This is a genomic window from Nitrosospira sp. NRS527 (assembly GCF_018406445.1).
Classification (GTDB): domain Bacteria; phylum Pseudomonadota; class Gammaproteobacteria; order Burkholderiales; family Nitrosomonadaceae; genus Nitrosospira; species Nitrosospira briensis.
This window is the reverse complement of sequence record NZ_AP024515.1, coordinates 1474118-1495868: the sequence shown is the minus strand read 5'-3', so window position 1 is coordinate 1495868 and position 21751 is coordinate 1474118. Positions and strand designations below refer to the sequence as shown.

Below are 21751 nucleotides of genomic sequence, written 5' to 3'. Positions count from 1 at the left end.
ACCTGTCCTTAGCTCCTTCTGCAAGTGCCACATGGCCATCGTCAATGTCTGGAGATACGCTGTCCCAGGTGAGCAACCCTGGGTGAGGCGCATCCATGCGGGCACCCATCACCGCGGAAACCGTGGCGCCATTCCCGTCTGGAGACGGGAACACGAACACCGCATCCCGTGTGGCGTGGTGCGGTCTTATGGACGATAGCAGTCATGAAGATTATCGGTAACGGTGTCCGCTACTTGTTTCCCTGCATATCTTGCGTGCAAAATGCGGCGGCGAATGATCGCGCCAATACGTTTGAATTATAATCCCATAAAACGTGCTTATGAACGGAGTACGCTACGGGTGAGTGAACCTGAGCCGTAAAGAAGAGAGAATTGGGCGGCAAAGCCGTTCCGAAGGAATAGAGCGAAGCGCAACCCGGTTAAGCCGTGTTCGTGCAGCGAACCTCTCAAACATTAAAAGTTTCGCATGCGAAACTAAAGATTCATTTCCCTGATCTTGGAACTGACTTTGGAACTGACCAGGTAGTCATGTGTAAAGCTGCGGAATCCGCGTTGTAATCTATCCGGCTATGCTGGCCGAGCTTATCCTAATTCACCATATTATAAAATATGTTATCAAGGGTAAATAGTGAGAAAGAAACTCTCTCTCATCATTACTTTGTTTTCTTTTTTTCTCATCTATAAATGAAGTGAAAAGCTGAACCTCGGGGTGTAATCCGGATGACATGCCCCATACTGCTGGTGAATGCTTATGTGGGAGTGATAAAGTCCCCTTGACCAATAACCGTTCACAGATAGGAGAAGGACAGATGAGTTGGGTGTACCTCGTTCTCGCCGGTCTGTTCGAGATTGGCTGGCCGGTCGGCCTGAAGATGGCCCAAGAGTTGGAGACGCGCTGGATCGGGATCATCGTGGCTGTTGGGTTCATATCCGTCAGCGGCTTCTTGCTATGGCTTGCGCAGCGACACATCCCGATTGGAACTGCCTATGCGGTCTGGACGGGTATCGGCGCTGCAGGAACGTTCCTCGTTGGCGTCCTGCACTACGGCGACCCGGCGTCCTTTGCCAGGTACGTGGGTGTGGCGCTAATTGTCGCCGGCGTCGTGACACTCAAGCTGGCGCACTAGTAATCGCAATTCAACCAGCAGATTCAGCGCTGATAGGGGTCGAGTAGTCCGCTTGGGGCCACAAGCGGACTACTCGATGGCACGAAAGATCTTTCACTAGAGCTAGCCCTAGTGAAAGATAACTTAATCCCCCAAAATCCTATCAATAGACATTTATTTGATTAATGATCGGCTCTCTATCACATCGTCCTTGAATCTTGTGAGAGCAAATGATCATTGGCTACGGAGAACATCAACTATCGATCGAACTGCTGGTTCGTTCCTGCTAGATAATGCCTTGCTCTAGCTACAACTTCAATGATAGAACATCATAGACTGCTCAAATGCGGTCTTTCAATTCCATATCCCTGTGCGAAGTCGACGCCCATCCTTCGTAGTGCCTCAAGGATCGAATCGTTCTCTACCGACTCGGCAATCGTCTCTATATGCATGACATGTCCTATGTTGTTTATCGCCCTGACCATGGCATGGTCGATTGGATCTTCGATCATATCTTTCACGAATCCACCATCAATTTTCAAATAATCAACCGGCAAATGCTTGAGATAATTAAAGGAGGACATCCCGCTTCCAAAATCATCGAGTGAAAAACGGCACCCCAGCGCTTTTAATTTGCGAATCAACACGGCGGCTTGCGTCAAGTTTGCAATTGCCGCGGTTTCCGTAATTTCGAAACAAATTCCGCCAGGTGGAATCTGATATAGATTTAATTGCTCCACCATATATTCATACAAAAGCTCGTCGCAGATGGATACGCCGGAGAGATTAATAAAGCATATGCTGTTCGCATTACCGGACGGATGCCATTTCGCATATTGTGCAAAGGCAGTAGCGATTACCCACCTGTCGAGTTGGTTCATGACCCCGTAGCGTTCGGCAGCCGGGATAAATGCCATGGGTGGTACCAACATCCCGTCTTCGTCCTTCATGCGCAACAGCATTTCATAGTGACTGCCATTTCCGGAACTGTCCGAGAGCCTTAGTATTTTTTGCGAGTACAGCACAAACCGTTGTTCTTCCAGTGCCTTGTGAATACGCCCGACCCACCCCATCTCGCCTCGGCGTTTCTCAAGGCCTTCATCTTCGGAAGTATAGAGCTGGATCTTGTTGCGTCCCTTGTCCTTGGCAAGAAAACAGGCTGAATCAGCCATGCGCAGAATATCTGTAATAGTTTCCTCGCCATCACTGAATGTAACCAGTCCGATACTGGCACCAAGCCGGAATATCCTGTCTTCCCAAATAAAACGAAAGTCCCGCACTGTCTGCCTCAACTGGTCAGCCAGAATCAACGCAGGCTTCGTGGGGCAACTCTCCAATAATACGCCGAATTCGTCTCCTCCAAGGCGCGCCAGGGTGTCGTTCCTACGGAGCCTGGTTTGCAGTACGCCACTGAGTTGTTTCAACAGCTCGTCGCCGGCGATGTGGCCGCAAGTATCATTTACTATCTTGAACTGATCAAGATCAAGATAGAGTAACGTGTGCTCGGTGCCGTCCTGTTTACCAGTCCGCAGTGCGTGCTTCAGGCGGCGCTCAAACTCATGCCTGTTAATCAGGCCGGTTAACGCATCGTGGGTTGCCTGATATGTCATCTGCGTTGCCATTCTCTGTGCATGGGTAACATCGTGGAACACGAGCACAGCGCCGATAATTTTCCCATGTTGATCGCGTATGGGGGCAACAGATTTTTCAATCGGAAAAGTTTTGCCGTTTCGCTGTATTAGAAGCGTATGCGCATCGTGGCGGGTTTCCTTATCGCAGAGAACTCGTTCAATCGGGTTGTGAGCCGGTTCATTGGCTTGCGCGTTGACTATTTGGCATACGTCGGACAACCGGAGACCGTTCGCTTCCTCCGAAGTCCAGCCAGTCATGGTTTCTGCAACAGGATTCAGATAAGTCACTTTTCCAGTCACATCGGTCGTGATAACGGCGTCACCGATGCAGCTGAGCGTTACGCGCAGGCGCTCCTTCTCTTCATGTAGTGCTTTTTCGGCAATCTCGCGTTCTGTAAGATCGCGCCGGAGCTGTGTTTGTATTTCCTTGACCCGCTTGCGTTCGGTGACATCGCGAATGGCGCTGGATATTAGAGTGCCCTCTCCGGTTTCAAGGGGACTAAGGCTAATTTCAACAGGAAATTCAGTGCCATCCCGGCGCAGTCCATACAGTTCCAGCCCAATCCCCATTGGCCGTGTTCGCGGCGCACTAGCGAAATTGTTGCGAAAACCCGGATGTTTCTCCCTGTAACGGGCGGGAATCAGCATCTCGATCTTGTTGCCCAGAAGCTGTTCGCGCGGATAGCCAAAAAGCTTTTCGGTTTGCGAGTTGACCAACACGATCTCGCCTTTATTATTGACGATCACGATCGCGTCCGGTGCGGCTTCCAATAGGTCACGGAATTTCTGTTCCGCTTTTTTGCGTTCGCTGGTATCGCGAATCGCACTCATGCTAAAAACCCCTTCGTCCGTTTCAATGGGACTCAGGCTGATCTCGACCGGAAACTCGATGCCATCCTTGTGCAAACCGTATAGCTCTAGTCCGGCACCCATGGTGCGGGTACGGGGCTGGGTAAAGTAATTAGCGCGATGTCCAACATGAAGGCTGCGATAGCGCTGCGGTAATAGCGTTTCTATCGTCTGACCTTGTAATTCTCGCTTTTGATAGCCGAACAGCTTCTCGGCCTGCATGTTGACCAGCACGATGCGACCTGTCGAATTCACTATCACTATTCCGTCGGGGGTCGAATCGAGCAGGTTGCCGAATTTGGCCCCAATCAGCTTGGCATCACGCAATGCTTTCAGGTGGGTGATGTCTGTACTGCTGATCAATACATATCTATCCTGCTGCTGTTCGGGTGACAGAACCTTGAATGAAAGGTTTACATGGATCAGAGCGCCGTCTTTTTTCCGGCACAATGCTTCGTGTACAGAAACCTCGGTTTGCAAAAGATCCTTGATCTCATCTTGCATTCCCCACTGATGATCGGGAGTACTGATAAGCTCCTCAAACGAATGCCGCAAGGCCTCTGCAACGGTATAGCCGAATACCGATTCCGCGCCTTTGTTCCAGTAAACAACAATGCCGTCGAGTGTCGTAATCACAATTCCGTCGGGCATTTCATCAAGAACCAGCTGGCCAAAATCTGTATTCATCACCATTGCTCGCAAAGAAATTCGCTCATTCTCTGCAATAAGTGACGGTATGCAAAGCCAGTAATGGTGCGGGGGGGTTACTCATTAAGATACTGAGGATTCTGATTGTTCCGATACTTATTCCTCTTCTACCGACTTCCTGATGATCTCCACCAGACGTTTTATCCCGGGACCGGCAAAGTCCGAATTGGCCAGAACCAGGTAGAGCGTCACCTCGCGCGTCCCACCTTCCCACAACGGCAACGGCCGGAGCATCCCCGCCCACAATTCCTAGCGAATATGCTCCTCCGGCAGCCAGGCAAAGCCATATCCCATGCAGACTGCCTGGATCGACGTGGCGACCTGGCTCACCGTCCAACGCTGATCCACCTCGACGGTTACCACATGTTGATCGCGCTTGGCACCTGAATCCCGTACCACCAAATGGCAATAGGCTCGCAGGTCCCAATAGGTCAAATTCCGACCGAGATGATGCAAGGGATGATTGGCATGCGCCACCGCAATCAATCGTATCCGCATCAGGAGATGCGCCTAGAAATCCGGGCGACAGCTGCGGCGAAATTGCCAGATCCACCTCCCCCTTGAGCAGTGCATCCGAAGAACCACCCATCACCGATTTGATCAATTCGACCCGCGTACGGAGACTTTCCTGGCCGTCATAGCTTACTTCAATCGATTGAAAAGAGAGGCAAGGCCCGTCGTTTTGGACCGGATGCGGTCGAGCATTGGGCTCAATCTGGGAAGATGCAAAAAGGCTCATGCGTGAGATGAGCCTGGATTGGGACTAATTTTCCGTGTAAAAAAATTCACCGGTGACGATTCTAGCCGTTTCAAGGATGCGGATCTTCGTCCGTAAGATTCCATCGCATCCTTGAATGATGCCGAATCTTATCAGCAGTTCACGAACCTTTTGGGCGCAACACAATAGGTGTTTTCCTCAAGCTCGACTGCCATTTGTCGGTGCTCTGCCGCTTTTCCCATTTTTACCTTCGCGGCTTGTTCGTACTTGCGAATCAACGCATGGGTTTGGGCCTGCAGATCCTGTGCTTGCCTGCCATATAGATAGCTCTTGTTTTGATACTGCTCGAGCAACTGCGTTTTTTTCTGCGCTTTGGTCTGCAGATCCCTGGCAGCATCTTCATAGAAACTTACCAGCTCCTCATGACAGCATGGCGTCATGACACTTTGGCTTGCGACATGAGCAGGCATATCTGCCATCGCTCCAGCGGATGACATCAGCGCTGTTGCCATGGCAAACATATATAACGTTCCGACAAATCTTCCCATGGTGTCCTCCTATCCAATAATGAATAACTAGAAGCTAATTCGCCTCTATTTTCACAAACTTCATAATAAATATGAAGTTTGTGTGATATTTTTGTGAAGTTTATGTGAAGATATGCTCTCGATCAAGCGAATAATTCCAATGATGCCTCTTTGAACATAAGGCTTCCCTTTTGCTACAGTAAAAATGACAATGCTAATGCGTTGTTTTTTGCCTTCGCAGTGTGGCGAAAGGCTGTGGCGAAAGACTATGGCGAAAAGAATGGAGAAACCAAGCGTGAAAATCGGCTATGCGCGTGTATCCACCGATGACCAAAATCTGGACTTGCAGATGGACGCTTTAAACAAGGCAGGATGTGAACGTATATTCACCGACCAGGGTATCAGCGGGGCTACTATCGAGCGTGAGGGACTGTCCTAAGCGATTGCAGCGGTCGGAAAAAGTGACGTGCTGGTGGTGTGGAAACTCGACCGGCTAGGCCGGTCGCTGAGTTTCCTAATAGAGTTGATCGATAAGTTACGAAAAGACCAAGCGGGATTTGAAAGTCTCGCGGATGGTAGCAACACCACGACCGCTGGCGGGAAGCAGGTTTTCACATCATGGGCGCCCTGGCTGAATTTGAGCGCTCATTGATATCCGAGCGGTCAAAGGGAGGGATGCAAGCGATATCGCTCTTCCTTAGCAGCGTCCTGAATGGCGAGATTATGCATGGACGCCCCCAGTTGCGAGCCAGCAGATTTTTGCGCTGGTGGACGTCAATAATTTTTACGTCAGCTGCGAGCGGGTGTTCAATCCGACCCTTGAAAACCGGCTGGTAGTCGTGCTCTCCAACAATGACGGCTGCGCGGTGGCCAGGTCTAATGATCATGTTGAATTGAAGTTCTATACTAAAGATGCACTTTAGTCTGGGAACTTGCAAATAAACATTTCAATTCTAAATAATCTGGAGTAGAAAGAAATTGGGATCAAGATGGGCTCGCCCTGGTTCCAGTTGAAAGAGCTGGCAGACAAACACAACATTATCGCCCTCTCCTCCAATTACACGTTGTAGTAAGTTAGGTGGAATACACTCTGCGATAGGCTGATCATATGGCTGCGCGGTGTCAATCCTGCGCGAGTGCAGCCCCAACGTCGAACATCTTGTTCCCATATCTCATACTGCGCCCGGTCAACCGCTTTCGCCAATTCGTTGCTTCAGTAAATGCGTTGGCTACACGCGATTTACATTGCCGATTTACTCGCAGTTAATCATCCATGGCACGCCGAATTGATCGACAAGCATGCCAAACCGGGCCGCCCAAAAAGTTTCCTGTAACGGCATGCGCACTGTTCCATTTTCCGCCAATGCGTGGAAAATACGTTCTGCATCTGCCGGAGCCTCGGTATTCAGCGCTACGTAAAAACCTTTCATCTCCTCATGGTGATCGGGTGGGCTGTCGGAACCCATCAATACTGCATCTCCCACCGTTAGGCGAGCATGCATGATTTTGTTGCGCCATTCGGGTGGCCCTTGTTCTGCCATTGGTGAGCTTCCGTGGGTGAGCATTACTACGATTTTTCCGCCCAGACGCTCCTCGTAGAATTTGAACGCTGCCTCGCATTGACCGTTGAAAATAAGATAAGGATTCAGTTGCATAGAACGCTCCTTAGGGGTGGTTGATGATTCGATAAATCGCGCTGAATCCATTATTATCCAGCAAGCGCCCGCCTCCGGTTTTTGTAGCGCCGCGTCGGCCACGATGTGCGTTATTCCGGGCGGGAGGTTCCGTCAGGTTTCAAGTTCGCCTTTCCCGCCAGCTGCGCTCGCATACGCTCCTCCTGCTCCCTCAGTTCGGGAGTGAACTCCGCACCGAAGTCGCTTGCTTCAAATATCTGACGAATTTCTATCTCAGCCTCTCCTTCAAGGGGATTGGGACAGCGTTTAACCCACTCTATCGCCTCTTCCCTGGATTTTACCTGGAGCAGCCAAAAGCCGGCAATCAGCTCTTTCACCTCGGGAAAGGGTCCTTCAATTACGGTTCTCTTCCCATCCGAGAATTTCACGCGCGCACCCTTCGAACTTGGGTGCAGCCCCTCGCCCGCAAGCAACACGCCAGCGTCAAGGAGCTCTTCGTTATACTTGCTCATCTCGGCGAGGAGTTTTTCGCCTGGCATAACGCCCGCTTCGGTATTTTTATCGGCCTTGAGCAAGATCATGAATTGCATGGTAATTTCTCCATTTAATTTAGAGTTGACGAATTTCGGATTCAGTCTCTATCGCGTGAGACTTAACGAGGGTTACCTCAAGGCCAGCTTGGCATCGCCTCGACTTTGAATGCCATGCCTGATGCCGAGCAATTACTCGGCATTCTCCTGCTGAACGAGACCGAAACGTATTCTTGCACATGCTCAATTCTCATCCTCCGTTCTGATTACGGTAGATTATCCAGCGCATCTCATCCAGCTTATTGTTCTCAGTTCCTTTTGCTCCCCACCAATGAGAGTGAGCATGCATGCCATCAGTTACCGGTCGTCGAGATGCGGAATTCGCGGACTGATTCCATTTCACGCATCACATCCGCAAGTGCCGAAGTTCTGCCAAGGTCTGTGGTTCGAATATCCATGCGGTATTCAAACAAGGCCGCTGAAGTGATGCGATAACTCATGGTGACAATTTCAAACCCGTGGTCAACCACGAGTTTTCGGATTTCGCTTTCCGACATGATGTTGCTGCGATCAAAGCTGACATGATATTGAGCATATAGCTGACGGGGGAGTCTGTCCTCGATCAAGCGGAACAAAGACAGAATACCGAGAGTGAGGATGGTTCCAAGAATACCGGGAAGAAAAAATCCTATACCCATCAAAATGCCGATGCCTGCCGTGATCCAGATCGAAGCGGCGGTGGTCAGGCCGCGAACGCTCAAACCCTCCTTGAAAATCACACCCGCGCCCAGAAAACCTATACCCGTCATAATTCCCTGAGCCATTCGGGTCGGGTCCATTCTGATGGCGTCGATCGGAACATTCGGGAGCCATTTCCACTGATATAAGGTGATCAGCATCAGCAAACTGGAGGCGAGACTGACGAGCGCATGCGTTCTGAAACCGGCAGGATGACCGTGCAAGCTTCTTTCCATGCCGATGGCACCTCCTGCCACCAACGCTGCGACAAGATGCATGGCGATTATCAGGAAATCGCCATCGATGTTCATAATGGACTCCACGATTGTGATCCTGGACAACCAACTGAGCGAATAGTCACAGCCTTCAGCCTGTGCCGTCAAGCATCATATCTGCTGTTAATCCTAATGATGATGATTATCCTTTAAGCTTCTGAAAGTAATTGTTTTTGTGATAACTGGATAACGAATAGTGGCATGACAACACCCATTGTATAAAAAATTTCGACCTGTGGCACTCGATCGAGGTAATGCTGTCAAATTCAGTATAGGTGAGATTTTTTTGGCAAGGAGATCGCCATGAAAACAATGCATGAGATATTGATGGCAGCGCCGCCGACGCAAGTAACGCGGTGCAAGATTGCCATGCTGGAGATTGCACATGGTCACTGGGCTGCCGCTGCATCGACGATGGAAGACGCGGTATACGAATCGGAACCTGGAGAATGGGCACTGGATTGCATGCAAATGAGGGACTTCTGCTTGATGATGGATATAGTCAAATCCCACGGAATCAAGGGAATAGAGGACGCTGCAATAACGGAAGTAGACCGGCTATTGATGTAGAGGCCGCCAGTAGCGGTATCTACCGGTAATTACTCGATGCACGAGGGGGATTCTTGGGAATCCTCTTTTTTTTGCCTAGGCCCATCCTTGGCTAAACCATCCCCTGCTTGGGGCCATCAAGTTTCCACTCGAAAAAAGCTGCATGAACCAGCCGGGCTAGCTTTAGCTCACCTGTAAGATTTTACAGCTATTAAACGGCTGAGCTCTGCTATTTAATGATATCCGTCCTTAACTGCCTCTGCCAGCGAACGAAAGAGCATAGGTAGCGGGGCGATACCCCTGTCTGACCCTATTTTTCCTGATGCCCTTATTTTTCCACATGTGCTGTTTATTCGAAGCGTGCATGGCCTAAACTCTCGGCGCGAGGTCCGGCTCTCCGCACAGACGTAAGATTTCCGTGCGAGCTGCGTCCCGCAAACGAATGGCGGCAGCCCAGTCCATTCCATCCGGCACGATTGGCTTGCTGATCATGATGGTGATAGCTCCGCGGCGTGGAAACCAGCGGTCGGCGCCAAGGATGGAGCGGGTGCCACGAATGTTTATAGGCACTATGGGTACACCCGCCTCGGCCGCAACTACAAATGCGCCCATGCGAAACGGTAACAAGCCGGGCATCCGGTTGAATGTGCCCTCTGGGAAAAATATCGGACAGCGGCCAGACTGCAGTGAGAGTGCCACCTGCTTCAATTCCTCCACACCGCGTTCCGGATCAAAGCGCTCGACGAAATCCGATCCGATATGCCGCAGATACAGGCGCGAAACGATGCCGTTCAGCAGCTCACGCTTGGCCACAAAACTGAAATACCCCTTAGCACTGAATTTGCCCGGTAGGGCCGCGACGAGCACGATTCCATCAAGATAGCTGGCATGGTTTGCCACCAGCACGCAAGGCGTTTTACGGGGCAGATTTTCCAATCCGTGAACTGCTAATGGCGTTCCCGACAGGCGTGTAAGGAGGTGTGCGCTCCCGCGGCTCACCGCCCAACCCCAGGCGGGACGGGGAAACAGCGCGGTTGCCAGCCAGGTTGCTGGTGCCAGCAGGGAGAATAGTACCCACACATATGCGGCGTAGAGAATGTCGGACGCCACCCTGCTGCCGCGGCGTAACTGAGGCAGCACGCCAGTGTACGCCAACCGGATCAACTGCCACCACACCGGGAGCGGGGGGGCCGCCCCCTTTTCATATAGCTCACGGCAGGCCGCCCGGCGGACCTTGCCACTTGAAGTTTTGAGCACACTATGAACGGGCGCCAGCACGATATCGTCTGCTGGCGTTTCCAGCATATCCAGAGTCAGGGCATTAATCTGGCCACGCAATTCCTCATGCTTCCCGGAATCGTCATCGCGTACTTCGGCTAGCACCACCAAGCGCTCCGTGCCGGAAACTGGATCCGGACTGCCAAAAACCGCGACGCACCCCTTGCGAATGCCGGGAATATTGCCCACAGCCTCCTCCAGTTCATGGGGGTAGATATTGCGCCCGGCGCGGATGATGATGTCCTTTGCGCGTCCGGTCAGATAAAGATCACCTGCAGCAATGTAGGCGAAGTCGCCAGAATCCAGCCAGCCGTCGTGGAATAACTGGCGGTTCTGCTCGGGGTTACGGAAGTAACCGCTAGTAGCGGACGGCCCTTTGAATTCCAAGCGGCCTTCCACCCGCTCCCCCACTTCACTGCCCGTGGCATCAACGATTTTGACCTGGTGGCCGGGAAGTGGCGGACCGCAGGCCACGAAGCGTAGCGCATCCGCCTCCTCACTGCCTGCCGGATCGGCCTGACCGGAACGCGTGAATTTGTTCCGTTTAATACGGTCGATCAGCGGCCGGCGCCCTGGAGGTGGAAAAGCCAGTCCTACTGAACATTCCGCCAATCCGTATACCGGTGCAATCGCTTCCGGATGTAGCCCATAGCGGGCGAAGCGCTGCGTGAAATTGACGATGGTCTCGGGACTTACCGGCTCGGCGCCGTTGAAAGCCATACGCCAACTCGACAGATCCAATCCGTCGAGAACATTGTCCGGGATCTTGCGCAGGCACAGCTCATAGCCGAAATTGGGGGAGGCCGAAAGTGTGCCGCGGTGCTGATGGATTGCCCACAGCCAGCGCTCCGGCCGCGCCAGAAACGTGATGGGCGACATCACTACCAATGGGCAGGCATAGTACAGGCTGCCCAGCCAGGCGCCGATCAATCCCATGTCATGGTACAGCGGCAACCAACTGACAAACACGTCCGTGGAAGTGACCTGCGTCACCTGTCCCATCGCGCGGATATTGGCCAGTAGATTTGTATGTGTCAGGGTAACGCCCTTCGGGTTGGCAGTACTGCCGGAAGTGTACTGGAGCAGCGCAACCTGCCCGGGCTGGATAGGATACCCCGGCGCCTGCCCGGGAACGGACAGTTCGGTCACGGTGGTAACTGCGCGCAATGTCTCAACTTGTGCCTGGAGCAGCCTCGCCACAGGCTTCGCCTCGGGCATCGTAATCAGGACTGCAGCGAGTGCGTTGGACAGAATGCCAGCATGCCGACGCAGATGATCCTCGATCTGTGAGACGCGAGCAGGCGGATAAATTGGCACGGGTACTCCACCCGCCAGCAGCGCCCCGAAGAAGCAGGAGAAATAGTCGCGGCTGGTCGGCAGCATGATTGCCACGGACTGCCCGGGCTGCAATCCATATTTCAGCAGTCCCGATGCGATCTCCACGGCGCTTTTCTGCAAATCGGCGTAAGAGATTCCGGCTTCGTTGCCCGCTTCGTCCAGCAACGTAATATGCGTCCGTTGCGGATGGGCGTGCACGTGCCAATCAAGAACTTCCGGCAGAGTAAGCGCATCTGACGGCTCGTCTTGCACCCGAACTGGGGCTTCGCTTCGCTGCTTTTCCCCCAGCGGCGCCGCTGAGGGCGCAGCAGTCAACACCGCTTGCAGCAGATCGCGCGGCGTTTCAGCATTGGCCAGCACTTGTTCCGGTAGACTGATTCCGAAGATGTGCTCAGTGCGTGCGATCAGTTCTACGCGCCCGAGACTGTCAAAACCCAGATCCCGTTCCAGGGAGTCGTCCAGCGTTGCCGAGATTTCTTCACTGGAATGCACGTGTGATTCGGCTGCTAGCTGCCGCACGGTTTCCAGTAGAATGCCAGCCGCATCTTCCGTGGTTACTGCTTGTTCTGTTGTCTGCCGTTCAGTCAAACCTGATCTCCTTCGCCACACAAAATCACGCAACGCGACGCGACGCGACGCGATAGCTGCCGCGGCATAACTAGGCAACCACGCTGTTTTAGACTAGTGGTAGTGGCATTAATCGTCAAGGATTCGCTGGCAGGAATGCACGCAATTTTTTTCCGGCGTGCGTGGTTTTACCTTTGATCATGACGTGATTTCCTCAATTTCCTCAGCAGGGCCATAATGATCCTGTATCGGGGGTTGGGAAGTGTCAACGCCGATTTAAAACTGATACACTTTTGGAATAAACCCTTGGAACTGGACGACTTGCGATAAAGAATTTAAGCCGCTTGCCTGGCAAGTTGTGATTCAAACTGTTCTGGCGATACATAGCCTAAGACAGAGTGCATCCCATCTGGCATTGTAAACTTCCTCAATAAAGCGCAGTAGACGTGACGTGACGTCGGCAAACGTCCGGTAGCCGGCCAAATATACCTCCTCCACTTTCAAGGTTTTCATAAAGCTTTCGGGGTTTGGGCGTTGTGATCGGGATTTCCAGGCGCACTCATGAAATCCGTCAGCCCGTATTCGCTTAACGCCTGGCGATAACGCCAACTGGCGTATTGACTTCCACGGTCTGTAGGGTGGATACACGTTGTTGGGGCCGGTTGGCGAGTTCGCACAGCGGCTTTTAACGCGGCCGGTGTCAGATCTGTGTCAATCTGTCGCGAAATCGCATAGCCCACTGTTGCGGCTGCAGGCATCCAGGATCACCGCCACGTAGACGAAACCCGTCTGAATACGGACGAACGTAATATTAGCGACCCAGGCTTGATCGGGCAACCCGGGGATCACATTGTGATAGAGGTTGGGGAAGAATTGGGTGCCACTTTCGTTGCCATTTTGTTTTGGCGTAAAACGCTTGCGTAGCTTGATGCCCAGCCCATGCTCTCGTCCAACTGGTTCCGCAGCAATTTACAGCAGTTTATTGATACAACCTACGGGAGTATCCGGCAATGGCCAAAAACGTAACGCAGAAGTTGATCGCAAGTCACTTGGTTGAAGGCGGTATGAGGGTCGGCGAAGAGATCGGTTTGAAAATCGATCAAACACTGACCCAGGACGCAACCGGCACCTTGGTTATGCTGGAATTTGAAGCCCTGGGAATTCCGCGCGTCCGGACCGAGCTTTCCGCCCAGTATGTGGACCATAACCTCTTCCAGGAAGACTTCAAGAATCCCGACGACCATCTGTTTCTGCGTAGCGCCTGCAAGAAGTTCGGCCTTTGGTACAGCCGCCCCGGTAACGGCGTGAGCCATCCCGTACATATGGAGCGCTTCGGTGTGCCGGGGAAAACCTTATTGGGCTCGGACAGCCACACCTGTGCAGCCGGCTCGTTAGGGATGCTCGCCATCGGGGCGGGCGGCCTGGAGGTGGCGATGGCGATGGCGGGGGAGCCATTTCACATCAAAATGCCGAAAATCTGGGGCGTCAAGCTGGTCGGGGAGCTTCCTGACTGGGTGAGCGCCAAGGATGTGATCTTGGAAATGCTGCGCCGGCACGATGTGGATGGCGGGATCGGCAAGATCATCGAGTATTACGGTCCCGGATTGATGGCCCTGAGCGCCATGGACCGGCACGTGATCGCCAATATGGGGGCCGAACTGGGCGCCACCGCGACAGTCTTTCCATCGGACGAGGCGGTCAAGGAGTTCCTGAAGAGCCAGGGACGGGGTGATGCCTGGCGGGAAATCCTCGCAGACGAAAATGCGGCATACGACGAACACACCGAAATCAACCTATCAGAGCTTGAGCCGCTTATCGCGCTGCCCAGCAGTCCGGGTAATGTGGTGCCGGTGCGCGAGGTGGCAGGCAGGGAAATCTACCAGTCCTACATCGGATCGTCCGCCAATCCGGGGCTCCGGGACTTTGCCATTGCCGCCTTCATCGTGGATGGCAAACAGGTACACGACCGCGTTTCCTTCGACGTCAACCCCACCTCCCGGCAGATTTTAGAGAACATGATCGAATTGGGAATTCTCGGAAAACTCATCCGTGCCGGTGCGCGTCTGCACCAGGCAGGTTGCGGCGGCTGTATCGGCATGGGACAGGCGCCAGCCACCGGACGTATTAGCCTGCGCACCGTTCCGCGGAATTTCCCTGGTCGCTCGGGCACCAAGGAAGATCAGGTTTATCTGTGCAGTCCGGAAACCGCCGCCGCCTCGGCCCTGACCGGCGTCATCACCGATCCGCGCATGCTGGACATGGCGTACCCCCGCTTCAAGGAGCCGGAGACCAACCGACTCAATACCGAGATGCTGGTTCCTCCCACATCGGAAGGCGCGCCGTATGAGCTGGAGAAGGGCCCCAATATAAAACCGCTGCCGACTCTGGAGCCCCTGCCCGATCAACTCGAAGGGCCGGTTCTATTGAAAGTAGCGGACAATATTTCCACGGACGGAATCATGCCAGCCGGAGCCAAGGTGCTGTCCCTCCGCAGCAATATCCCGGAACTCAGCAAGTTTGCTTTCAGCCAGATCGACGAGACCTACTACGCAAGAGCCATGGGCTGTCAAAAGCGGGGCTCATTCGTCGTGGGCGGCGCCAATTATGGCCAGGGTTCGAGTCGCGAGCACGCGGCCCTGGGACCCCGCTATTTGGGCCTCAAGGCGGTGCTTGCGAAAAGTTTTGCCCGGATACACCTGCAGAATTTGAGCAACTTTGGCATCCTGCCATTGACCTTTGTCGATCCGGAGGATTGTAAAAAGATCGCTCAAGGCGATGTGCTTTCCATCCCGGATGTGCGAAATGCCATCCGTAAAGGAAATCGGGTGAGGGTGATCAATCTGACTAAGAACGAGACCTATGAGACCGAGCACCCGATGACGCCGCGCCAAGTGGAAATGGTGCTGGCGGGCAGCCTGATCAATCTGGTTCGGCAGAAAAGGTTGAACCTATCAAGAAATAATTGATCGACCGTGTCAGCACCCTCCGCAGATTCAGGCAGGTGTAACGACCTACATTTGAAACAGCGTCAACAAGCATTCAACACAATTTTGAACCAGAAATAACTGCGACTATCCATCCCGCAAACTGGATTAACTGCAAATGACCTGCATTTATCCCCGCCACCTGCATTTGATTCTCGCGAACCAGAAATAAGTGCGACTGACTTAGTTCACTCATCGGCAGTTGGGTCTAGGAATTACCGGAATCGTCAATTCAGCTATGTCCACACTACCGGTATCAGACGTGCCCATCCGAAAATGCTTTAGGGCCAATGAGCGTGTGCCCATTCAGGTCATGCGCTTCATCAACGAACAGCGCTACCGAGCATTTTCCCTTCTTCAGCAGTTCCTGCAATTCGCGCTCGCGTCGCTCGCCCTGCTTGGGAATCTGTACCAGCTTGTCCTGTGCCAAGTTATAGAAGAGTGCCGTAATTAGGGTCGCGAGCTTGATGCTATGCTTTTCCACCGATAGCGATTTGGCGACGGCCACGCGATTTTCATCCTTCAGAATCTGCTGTAGCCGACGCAAGGTGACAGTTTCAAATGCAGGCTGTTACACCTAAGAGAGAGTGCAAAAGCTGGAATTGGCTTGACGTTATATTCATTAGCCTGGTGCACTGATAAGCTTGCCCTGGAGATCATCCAGCTCCGCCGCTGGCGCTGATATTCTGCCCCGTAACCCAGCCCGCTTCTTCGCTGACCAGAAAGAGTACCAGGCGCGCAATGTCTTCCGGTTCGCCGATGCGACCCTGGAAGGACATTGCGGCCATCCGTTCGATCGTTTCCTTATTTTTTCCCGAAATAAACATTTCGGTATTGACCGGCCCCGGTGAAACGATATTGGCTGTAACGCCCCGTTCTCCCATTTCCTTTGCAAAGACGCGCGTCAATTGCTCGACAGCGCCCTTGCTCGCCGCATATGCACCGTAGTTCGGCAGCATAAGCCGGGTAACAGTGCTGGAGAGGCTGACCACGCGTCCATCGTCCGCGATTCGCCTGGCAGCCTCCCGCAGGGCATAAAAAACGCCTTTTATGTTGATGTTCAGGACGCGGTCAAATTCTTCATCGCTGATGTCGGCAATTTGCCTGGACAGAAGCACACCCGCATTATTGACAAGAATGTCAAGGCGTTTGAAACGTTCGATTGTGGTATCAAACAACATTCGAACCTGAGCGGAGTCACTGATGTCTGCCTTGACCGCCAGCGATTCGCCGCCTGCTTGCGCTATCGCAGCGCATACCGCTTCGGCGGCACTCGGGTTCGCGGCAAAATTAACCACGACCTTTGCGCCCGCACCAGCCAGCGTGCGGGCAATTTCCGCGCCGATGCCCCGCGACGAACCGGTGACAATGGCAACTTTATCCTGAAGCGGTTTTTTCATTACAGTGTTTCCGGGTGAATGCCAAATACGGCACTGTTCCGCGCGTGGCACTTGTTTTCGCTGCCTCTGCTATCTGTGTTGTCGCTTGTAACGCAGCATCAGTTAGCGATTAATTCCGTCAGGCTGGACTTGGTCTTCGGCAAAGCTTAATTCTATTCCGTTCCCTGACGGGTCCTTGAAAAATAGCTGGGCGATGCCAAGAGAAGGTACCTGGCCTCTCCGGAATTCGACATTGTGCCGCTTCAGGCGCGCCTCCATTTCGGGGCGATCGGTACAGGTAAACGCCACGTGATCAAAGGTGGTGGCGATATGCATAAGGCGCACTTCATCCGGGCGTGCCTGGCTCAAGTGGAGAACACATTGCTCGCCTGCGTAAAGCCAATACCCAAAGCTCTCAAAAGATGGACGCTGCCCTTGCGCGAGTCCCACTATTTCGCAATAGAAATCCTTGAGCTCGTCTATCAGCTCGCGCGGACCGCGCAAATTATAATGATTGAATCCAATCGTGCTCATGTCGTTCCTGACAATTACCGGTTTACCTGGGAGAACTCGGTTATTCCTTCGCTCCATTGGTTTTCAACAATTCAGCGACTTTCTGATGATCTTTGCCCAAAGCCCAGTCCAATGCCGTTTTTCCCGACTCGTTCCTGATGTTTGGATCGGCGCCGTTTTCCAGGAGTACCTTTGCGGTATCCACATGATTGCCTCTGGCCGCCATCATTAATGGGGTTGATCCGTTGTCGGATATCGAATTGCTTTCCGCGCCGCCTTCCAGCAATAATTGGACGATTTTCGTGTGACCAGCGATTGCGGCATAAAGCAGCGGATTCCACCCCTTATGGTTGATTTCCGCGCCCTTGACATACAGTTTCTCGACAATATTCCCAAGCCCGTTATAGCTGGCGAGCATAATGGCGGTTTCGCCATATTTATTGCGCAAATTGAGCTTTGCGCCAGCCTTTATCAGCAGATCAACGAGTTCGACATTTTTGTTGCGCACTGCAACCATCAAAAGCGTGTTTCCCTGCGCATCGGGTGTGTTAGGGTCGGCACCCTTGACAAGCAACTTCGCCATGTCTGTGGTGTTGTTGTCTTCAGCCGCCCAACGTAAATCCTCATAGGCTCCTGCCAAAGCAACCGGCTGCTGCCACAAGTTGACAGCAAGCACCAGACCAGCAGTAAAAAAGAATTTTCCTGGTAAACTCATCGTTCAGGCCGCCTTGAATAAGTTGAAAAAATTTTCGGTCGTGGCTGTGCCCACTTCGTCGATGCTGATACCGCGCAATGCGGCTATTTCCCCCGCCACATGCCGCACAAAGGCAGGCTGGTTCATTTTGCCCCGATGCGGCACCGGCGCGAGATATGGCGAATCTGTTTCTATGAGCATTCTCTCCAGTTTGATTCTCTTCGCCACATCCTTTAAAGCAACGGCATTCTTGAAAGTGACAATCCCGGAAAAAGAAATATAAAAATTCATTTCCATCGCCTGCTGGGCCACTTCCCAGCTTTCCGTGAAGCAATGCATCACCCCGCCGACACTATCCGCGCCCTCCTCCGCCATGATACGCAACGTATCGGCAGCTGCCTCGCGTGTATGAATGATGAGCGGTTTACCACACTGCCTGGCAGCGCGGATATGCTGGCGGAAGCGTTCCCGCTGCCATTCCAGATCGCCCTTCAGGCGAAAGTAATCCAGCCCCGTCTCGCCGATGGCGACTATTCGGGAATGTTCGGCCAGGGATGCAAGTTGCGCTGCTTGTGGCTCGGCCAGATTTTCATAATCAGGATGAACACCCACTGAGGCAAACAGGTTCGGATGGGCTTCCGCCAACGCAAGCACTCGAGGAAAGTCTTCCAGGTTAACGCTCACGCAGAGCGCATGGCTAACATCGTTCGCCCGCATTTTCTCCAGCAACTCGTTGAGGTTGCTCGACAGATCAGGAAAATCCAGATGGCAATGAGAATCAACAAACATGACTATGGAACCTCTGAACAAGTACTTCCCGTGGACTATCGGCGGTAGCTGGCCGCAAACCCGGGGTGATTGCAAGCGTACGACGAAAGGGATAGCTTAGTCTACGATGCCGAGGAGTGCAACGCATTGGGCGTGGATATTGCCCCAGTCCAAGTCAAGTATGGCTGCTTATGCTTCCACTTGAGATGATGGTGATGCCGCTGATAGCGCAATGACATAGGAAAACAGCAACTCTTCCAGGAATAATCGAGTATTGAGGGGATGGTTTGCCAGCAGTTGCGCGTCGGCCAGGGTCCGCGAGTACGCTGCCAGTGAACGCGGCTCGATCCCTGACGCCAGCAATTTTATGGCGGCCAGCCTATCCAGATGATAGCGAACCTTGCCGGTTGTGCGAAAACTCATCAAGTCGTAGCACCATTTCTGCATCCAGTTGACCACCGTGGGCAAGTCTGATTTTTGCAACTCTTCTGCCAGCGCAATCGGACTGATATCCGTGGGCATACTGATTTGTCCGATAAAGTTGCTATGCCGCTTCAGATAATCGTCATCGTTGAATTCCAGTGCCAACAAAGGCGCATATCCAGCGGAAGCCAGACATGCTTCCGGATCCTTGATCCCCTGCTGTTGAAGCCAGGCAATGGCGGTTGCCGGATCAGGCACGGGCATTGCAACTTGCAGGCACCGGCTGCGTATGGTCGGCAGCAAATACTGCGCGTGATGGGTAACGAGGATGAAAAGTGTTCGGGGCGGCGGTTCTTCCAGGTTCTTCAGTAGCGCATTGGCAGCAGCTGCATTCATGGTTTCCGCCGGATGAAGCAAGATGATCTTGTAACCGTTCTGATGGCTGGATATATTGATGAAATCGGCCAGATCCCGTATTTGCGTGACACTGATCTGTTTGCTTGGTTTTTTCCTGGATTTCGTGCCGCCGGCCTCTGTTGTAGCGCCCGAGGTGGACCCAGGCGTGGAGCTCGGCCTGATATCGCTGCTTTCATCGTCCCCGTTATCATCGGGCGATCCCGCCATTGTGGATGGCGCCGATATGGCTTCCGGCTCGATCAGGCGATAATCCGGATGACTACCTTGTTCAAACCATCGGCAGCTTGCACAAGTTTGGCATGCCTCGCCTTCAGCAGATGGATGCTCGCAGAGCCTGGATTTGGCCAGGTAACGGCCGAATGCAAGTTTGCCCAAGCCCTTTCTGCCCCTCAGCAGCAAGGCATGGGCTGATGCCCTCCCGCTTCCTTGAACGTCCAGGGCCAATCTCCGCCAAGCTTCTTTTTGCCATGAATAGATGTTATTCATTAACAGAAGGATAAAATGATTTTTTCAACTGATTTCTTAACTTCCTCAAGAGGCTGGTTTGCATCTATCACAGAGATACGTCGCGGAAACCGACGGGCCCTCTCCAGGTATGCATTTCGCACTCTCCGGAAAAACTCATCCTGCTCCGCTTCGAACCGATCGGCCGGCTTGATGGCATCTATTCGTTGCCTGCCTAATTCGACTGTTACGTCGAAATAAAGCGTGAGATCAGGTTGAAATTCTCCTTGCACCCAATGCTCGAGCTTATCGAGTTTCTCCGTTGGCAGGCCCCTGCCACCGCCCTGATAGGCGAAGCTGGCATCGGTGAACCGGTCTGAAATCACCCAATCGCCGCGACCCAGGGCCGGGAAGATAACCTTGTCCAGGTGCTCCCTCCGTGCTGCGAACATCAGCAGAGCCTCGGTTTCCGCATGCATGGCCTGGTCGCTGTCAAGCAGAAGCTCGCGCAAACCTTCACCCAGACGGGTGCCGCCCGGCTCGCGTGTCACAACTACGCTTTTTCCCCTGCTACGCAAAAGGTTCGCAAGCCAGCCAAGGTGGGTACTCTTGCCTGCACCGTCTATGCCTTCCAGGGTAATGAATTTACTCTTGGATAATTTGGAAACTGTCATTCTCGGGATTGCTGATCAGGCGGATGACCGGTGTATTAGAAGACTGCTTTCCATTTTTTTCCCGTATTGTTACTCTCCGCGCAGTTTAACTTATACTCGCAAACAGCAGTAGCCTTGTCTGATATCCTGATTTTACCAAGCTCAAAGCCGACCCCTAAGCTAAACGATAAGCACCAGAAATTGGAGTCGCGCGTTAAACAGGTATACCATCATATTCGACGAAACAACATACTCAGGAGCTCATCCATGACATGGCATATGAGGCGCTTATGGACGCGATACGCGGCTATGATTGCTCTGGCGTTGGGGCTATCCTTGCCGAATGCTTTCGCAGAACAGGTAGAGCAGGAGCCGTCGGCAAATGATGTGCCCGAAGACGCTTCACGTCCTATCGGAGAACCGCTGACCGATTTCGAGAAACTGGAGTTGTACCACCGGCGCTACAGCAATGCTGCCAATGGTATGGCCCAGTTGTTCAAGCAACTGAATCAAAAAATCCAGGAGGTCTCGCTGGCGGTAAAAACTGTCGAGGCAAAAGATAATTCCCATAACCGGCGCCTGTTGGAAACAAAACTAAAGCAATTGGAAAGCACGCGGAGCTCCTACAGCAGTCAATATTCGCAATTGCACTCCCAGATGCAGAATGAGTATCGCAACTATATGGCCATGAGCGCCAATCTCAAAGCCAGGCATGATACCGCCGACATTTCGAAGAATCCGCAGGATACAGCCGAAGGCCGTAAAGATGCAAAGACGCAGCCTGCAAAGCTAAGGACCTCGAAGGCGAAAGACCAGAAGGGAACAAAGGTAAAAACCAGAGAATCCGGGGTGCAATATCTGGAGGCCGACGATAATACGGCTAAAGATCCCCGAATCATGGATATCGATACCATGGAACTCAGGGAAAGGCGCGACGGGAGCGGTCGTTCGAATCCGGGCTTGACTCCAAGCCCAGCATCGAGCCCAGCCTTGAACGCTGTGCACTAAGACATCTTGTGCAACCTCTT

General features: G+C 52.9%; 19 protein-coding genes and 3 pseudogenes. 6 read left to right on the top strand and 16 right to left on the bottom strand.

Annotation, left to right across the window (positions count from 1 at the left end):
* The first annotated feature begins 809 nt into the window (after positions 1-809).
* Positions 810-1127, top strand: coding sequence for a multidrug efflux SMR transporter (locus tag KJS40_RS06660; protein WP_213539552.1), 318 nt, complete (start codon positions 810-812; stop codon positions 1125-1127).
* Between the two features lie 308 nt (positions 1128-1435).
* On the opposite strand, the gene KJS40_RS06655 is transcribed toward KJS40_RS06660, so the two are convergent.
* From KJS40_RS06655 to KJS40_RS06645, 4 genes are all read right to left on the bottom strand, one after another.
* Positions 1436-4273: a PAS domain S-box protein gene (locus KJS40_RS06655; RefSeq protein ID WP_213539551.1), complete on the bottom strand. Its 2838-nt coding sequence runs from the start codon at positions 4271-4273 to the stop codon at positions 1436-1438.
* A gap of 117 nt (positions 4274-4390) precedes the next feature.
* Positions 4391-4528: a hypothetical protein gene (locus tag KJS40_RS15260; RefSeq protein WP_244859737.1), complete on the bottom strand. Its 138-nt coding sequence runs from the start codon at positions 4526-4528 to the stop codon at positions 4391-4393.
* A gap of 15 nt (positions 4529-4543) precedes the next feature.
* Complete coding sequence (locus tag KJS40_RS15255) at positions 4544-4792, bottom strand: LysR substrate-binding domain-containing protein (protein WP_244859736.1); 249 nt, start codon at positions 4790-4792, stop codon at positions 4544-4546.
* 372 nt (positions 4793-5164) lie between these two features.
* Positions 5165-5560 (bottom strand): hypothetical protein, encoded by a 396-nt coding sequence (locus tag KJS40_RS06645; RefSeq protein WP_213539550.1) that lies wholly within the window; start codon positions 5558-5560, stop codon positions 5165-5167.
* 184 nt (positions 5561-5744) lie between these two features.
* On the opposite strand from KJS40_RS06645, the pseudogene KJS40_RS15250 reads away from it, so the two are divergent.
* Positions 5745-6191: pseudogene (locus KJS40_RS15250) on the top strand (recombinase family protein).
* Here the strand turns inward: KJS40_RS15250 and KJS40_RS15245 are convergent.
* Positions 6151-6426, bottom strand: a complete 276-nt coding sequence (locus tag KJS40_RS15245) for a hypothetical protein (RefSeq protein ID WP_244859792.1) — start codon at positions 6424-6426, stop codon at positions 6151-6153. The pseudogene KJS40_RS15250 and the gene KJS40_RS15245 sit on opposite strands and share 41 nt — an antisense overlap.
* Between KJS40_RS15245 and KJS40_RS06630 the strand changes: the two are divergent.
* Positions 6307-6606, top strand: a pseudogene (locus KJS40_RS06630) (hypothetical protein); the annotation flags it as partial. The gene KJS40_RS15245 and the pseudogene KJS40_RS06630 overlap by 120 nt on opposite strands.
* A gap of 186 nt (positions 6607-6792) precedes the next feature.
* On the opposite strand, the gene KJS40_RS06625 reads toward KJS40_RS06630, so the two are convergent.
* From KJS40_RS06625 to KJS40_RS06615, 3 genes are all read right to left on the bottom strand, one after another.
* On the bottom strand, positions 6793-7194 hold the full coding sequence (locus KJS40_RS06625) for a VOC family protein (protein ID WP_213539547.1): 402 nt from the start codon (positions 7192-7194) through the stop codon (positions 6793-6795).
* Between the two features lie 110 nt (positions 7195-7304).
* Positions 7305-7763 carry a YciI family protein gene (locus KJS40_RS06620; protein WP_213539546.1) on the bottom strand — a complete coding sequence of 153 codons (459 nt, stop codon included), beginning with the start codon at positions 7761-7763 and terminating at the stop codon, positions 7305-7307.
* Positions 7764-8056: 293 nt separating this feature from the next.
* Positions 8057-8752: an MgtC/SapB family protein gene (locus KJS40_RS06615; protein WP_213539545.1), complete on the bottom strand. Its 696-nt coding sequence runs from the start codon at positions 8750-8752 to the stop codon at positions 8057-8059.
* Between the two features lie 267 nt (positions 8753-9019).
* On the opposite strand from KJS40_RS06615, the gene KJS40_RS06610 reads away from it, so the two are divergent.
* The gene (locus KJS40_RS06610) at positions 9020-9286 is read left to right on the top strand and encodes a hypothetical protein (RefSeq protein ID WP_213539544.1); all 267 of its coding nucleotides are present in this window, start codon (positions 9020-9022) and stop codon (positions 9284-9286) included.
* A gap of 348 nt (positions 9287-9634) precedes the next feature.
* On the opposite strand, the gene KJS40_RS06605 is transcribed toward KJS40_RS06610, so the two are convergent.
* Positions 9635-12469 (bottom strand): AMP-binding protein, encoded by a 2835-nt coding sequence (locus KJS40_RS06605; protein WP_213539543.1) that lies wholly within the window; start codon positions 12467-12469, stop codon positions 9635-9637.
* 989 nt (positions 12470-13458) lie between these two features.
* Here KJS40_RS06605 and KJS40_RS06595 point away from each other — a divergent pair.
* On the top strand, positions 13459-15414 hold the full coding sequence (locus KJS40_RS06595) for an aconitate hydratase (RefSeq protein ID WP_213539541.1): 1956 nt from the start codon (positions 13459-13461) through the stop codon (positions 15412-15414).
* Between the two features lie 310 nt (positions 15415-15724).
* Here the strand turns inward: KJS40_RS06595 and KJS40_RS06590 are convergent.
* The 7 genes and pseudogenes from KJS40_RS06590 to tmk form a co-directional block, all read right to left on the bottom strand.
* A pseudogene (locus tag KJS40_RS06590) lies at positions 15725-15991 on the bottom strand (AAA family ATPase); the annotation flags it as partial.
* Positions 15992-16088: 97 nt separating this feature from the next.
* Positions 16089-16832, bottom strand: a complete 744-nt coding sequence (locus KJS40_RS06585; RefSeq protein WP_213539540.1) for an SDR family oxidoreductase — start codon at positions 16830-16832, stop codon at positions 16089-16091.
* A 102-nt stretch (positions 16833-16934) separates the two neighbouring features.
* Positions 16935-17345, bottom strand: coding sequence for a VOC family protein (locus KJS40_RS06580; protein WP_213539539.1), 411 nt, complete (start codon positions 17343-17345; stop codon positions 16935-16937).
* A 40-nt stretch (positions 17346-17385) separates the two neighbouring features.
* The gene (locus KJS40_RS06575) at positions 17386-18039 is read right to left on the bottom strand and encodes an ankyrin repeat domain-containing protein (RefSeq protein ID WP_213539538.1); all 654 of its coding nucleotides are present in this window, start codon (positions 18037-18039) and stop codon (positions 17386-17388) included.
* 3 nt (positions 18040-18042) lie between these two features.
* Positions 18043-18807, bottom strand: coding sequence for a TatD family hydrolase (locus tag KJS40_RS06570; RefSeq protein WP_213539537.1), 765 nt, complete (start codon positions 18805-18807; stop codon positions 18043-18045).
* 168 nt (positions 18808-18975) lie between these two features.
* The gene (gene holB, locus KJS40_RS06565) at positions 18976-20112 is read right to left on the bottom strand and encodes a DNA polymerase III subunit delta' (protein ID WP_213539536.1); all 1137 of its coding nucleotides are present in this window, start codon (positions 20110-20112) and stop codon (positions 18976-18978) included.
* The gene (gene tmk, locus KJS40_RS06560) at positions 20112-20744 is read right to left on the bottom strand and encodes a dTMP kinase (protein ID WP_213539535.1); all 633 of its coding nucleotides are present in this window, start codon (positions 20742-20744) and stop codon (positions 20112-20114) included. The genes holB and tmk overlap by 1 nt, the downstream gene beginning before the upstream one ends.
* Positions 20745-20990: 246 nt before the next feature.
* On the opposite strand from tmk, the gene KJS40_RS06555 reads away from it, so the two are divergent.
* On the top strand, positions 20991-21731 hold the full coding sequence (locus KJS40_RS06555) for a hypothetical protein (protein ID WP_213539534.1): 741 nt from the start codon (positions 20991-20993) through the stop codon (positions 21729-21731).
* Positions 21732-21751 lie beyond the last annotated feature (20 nt).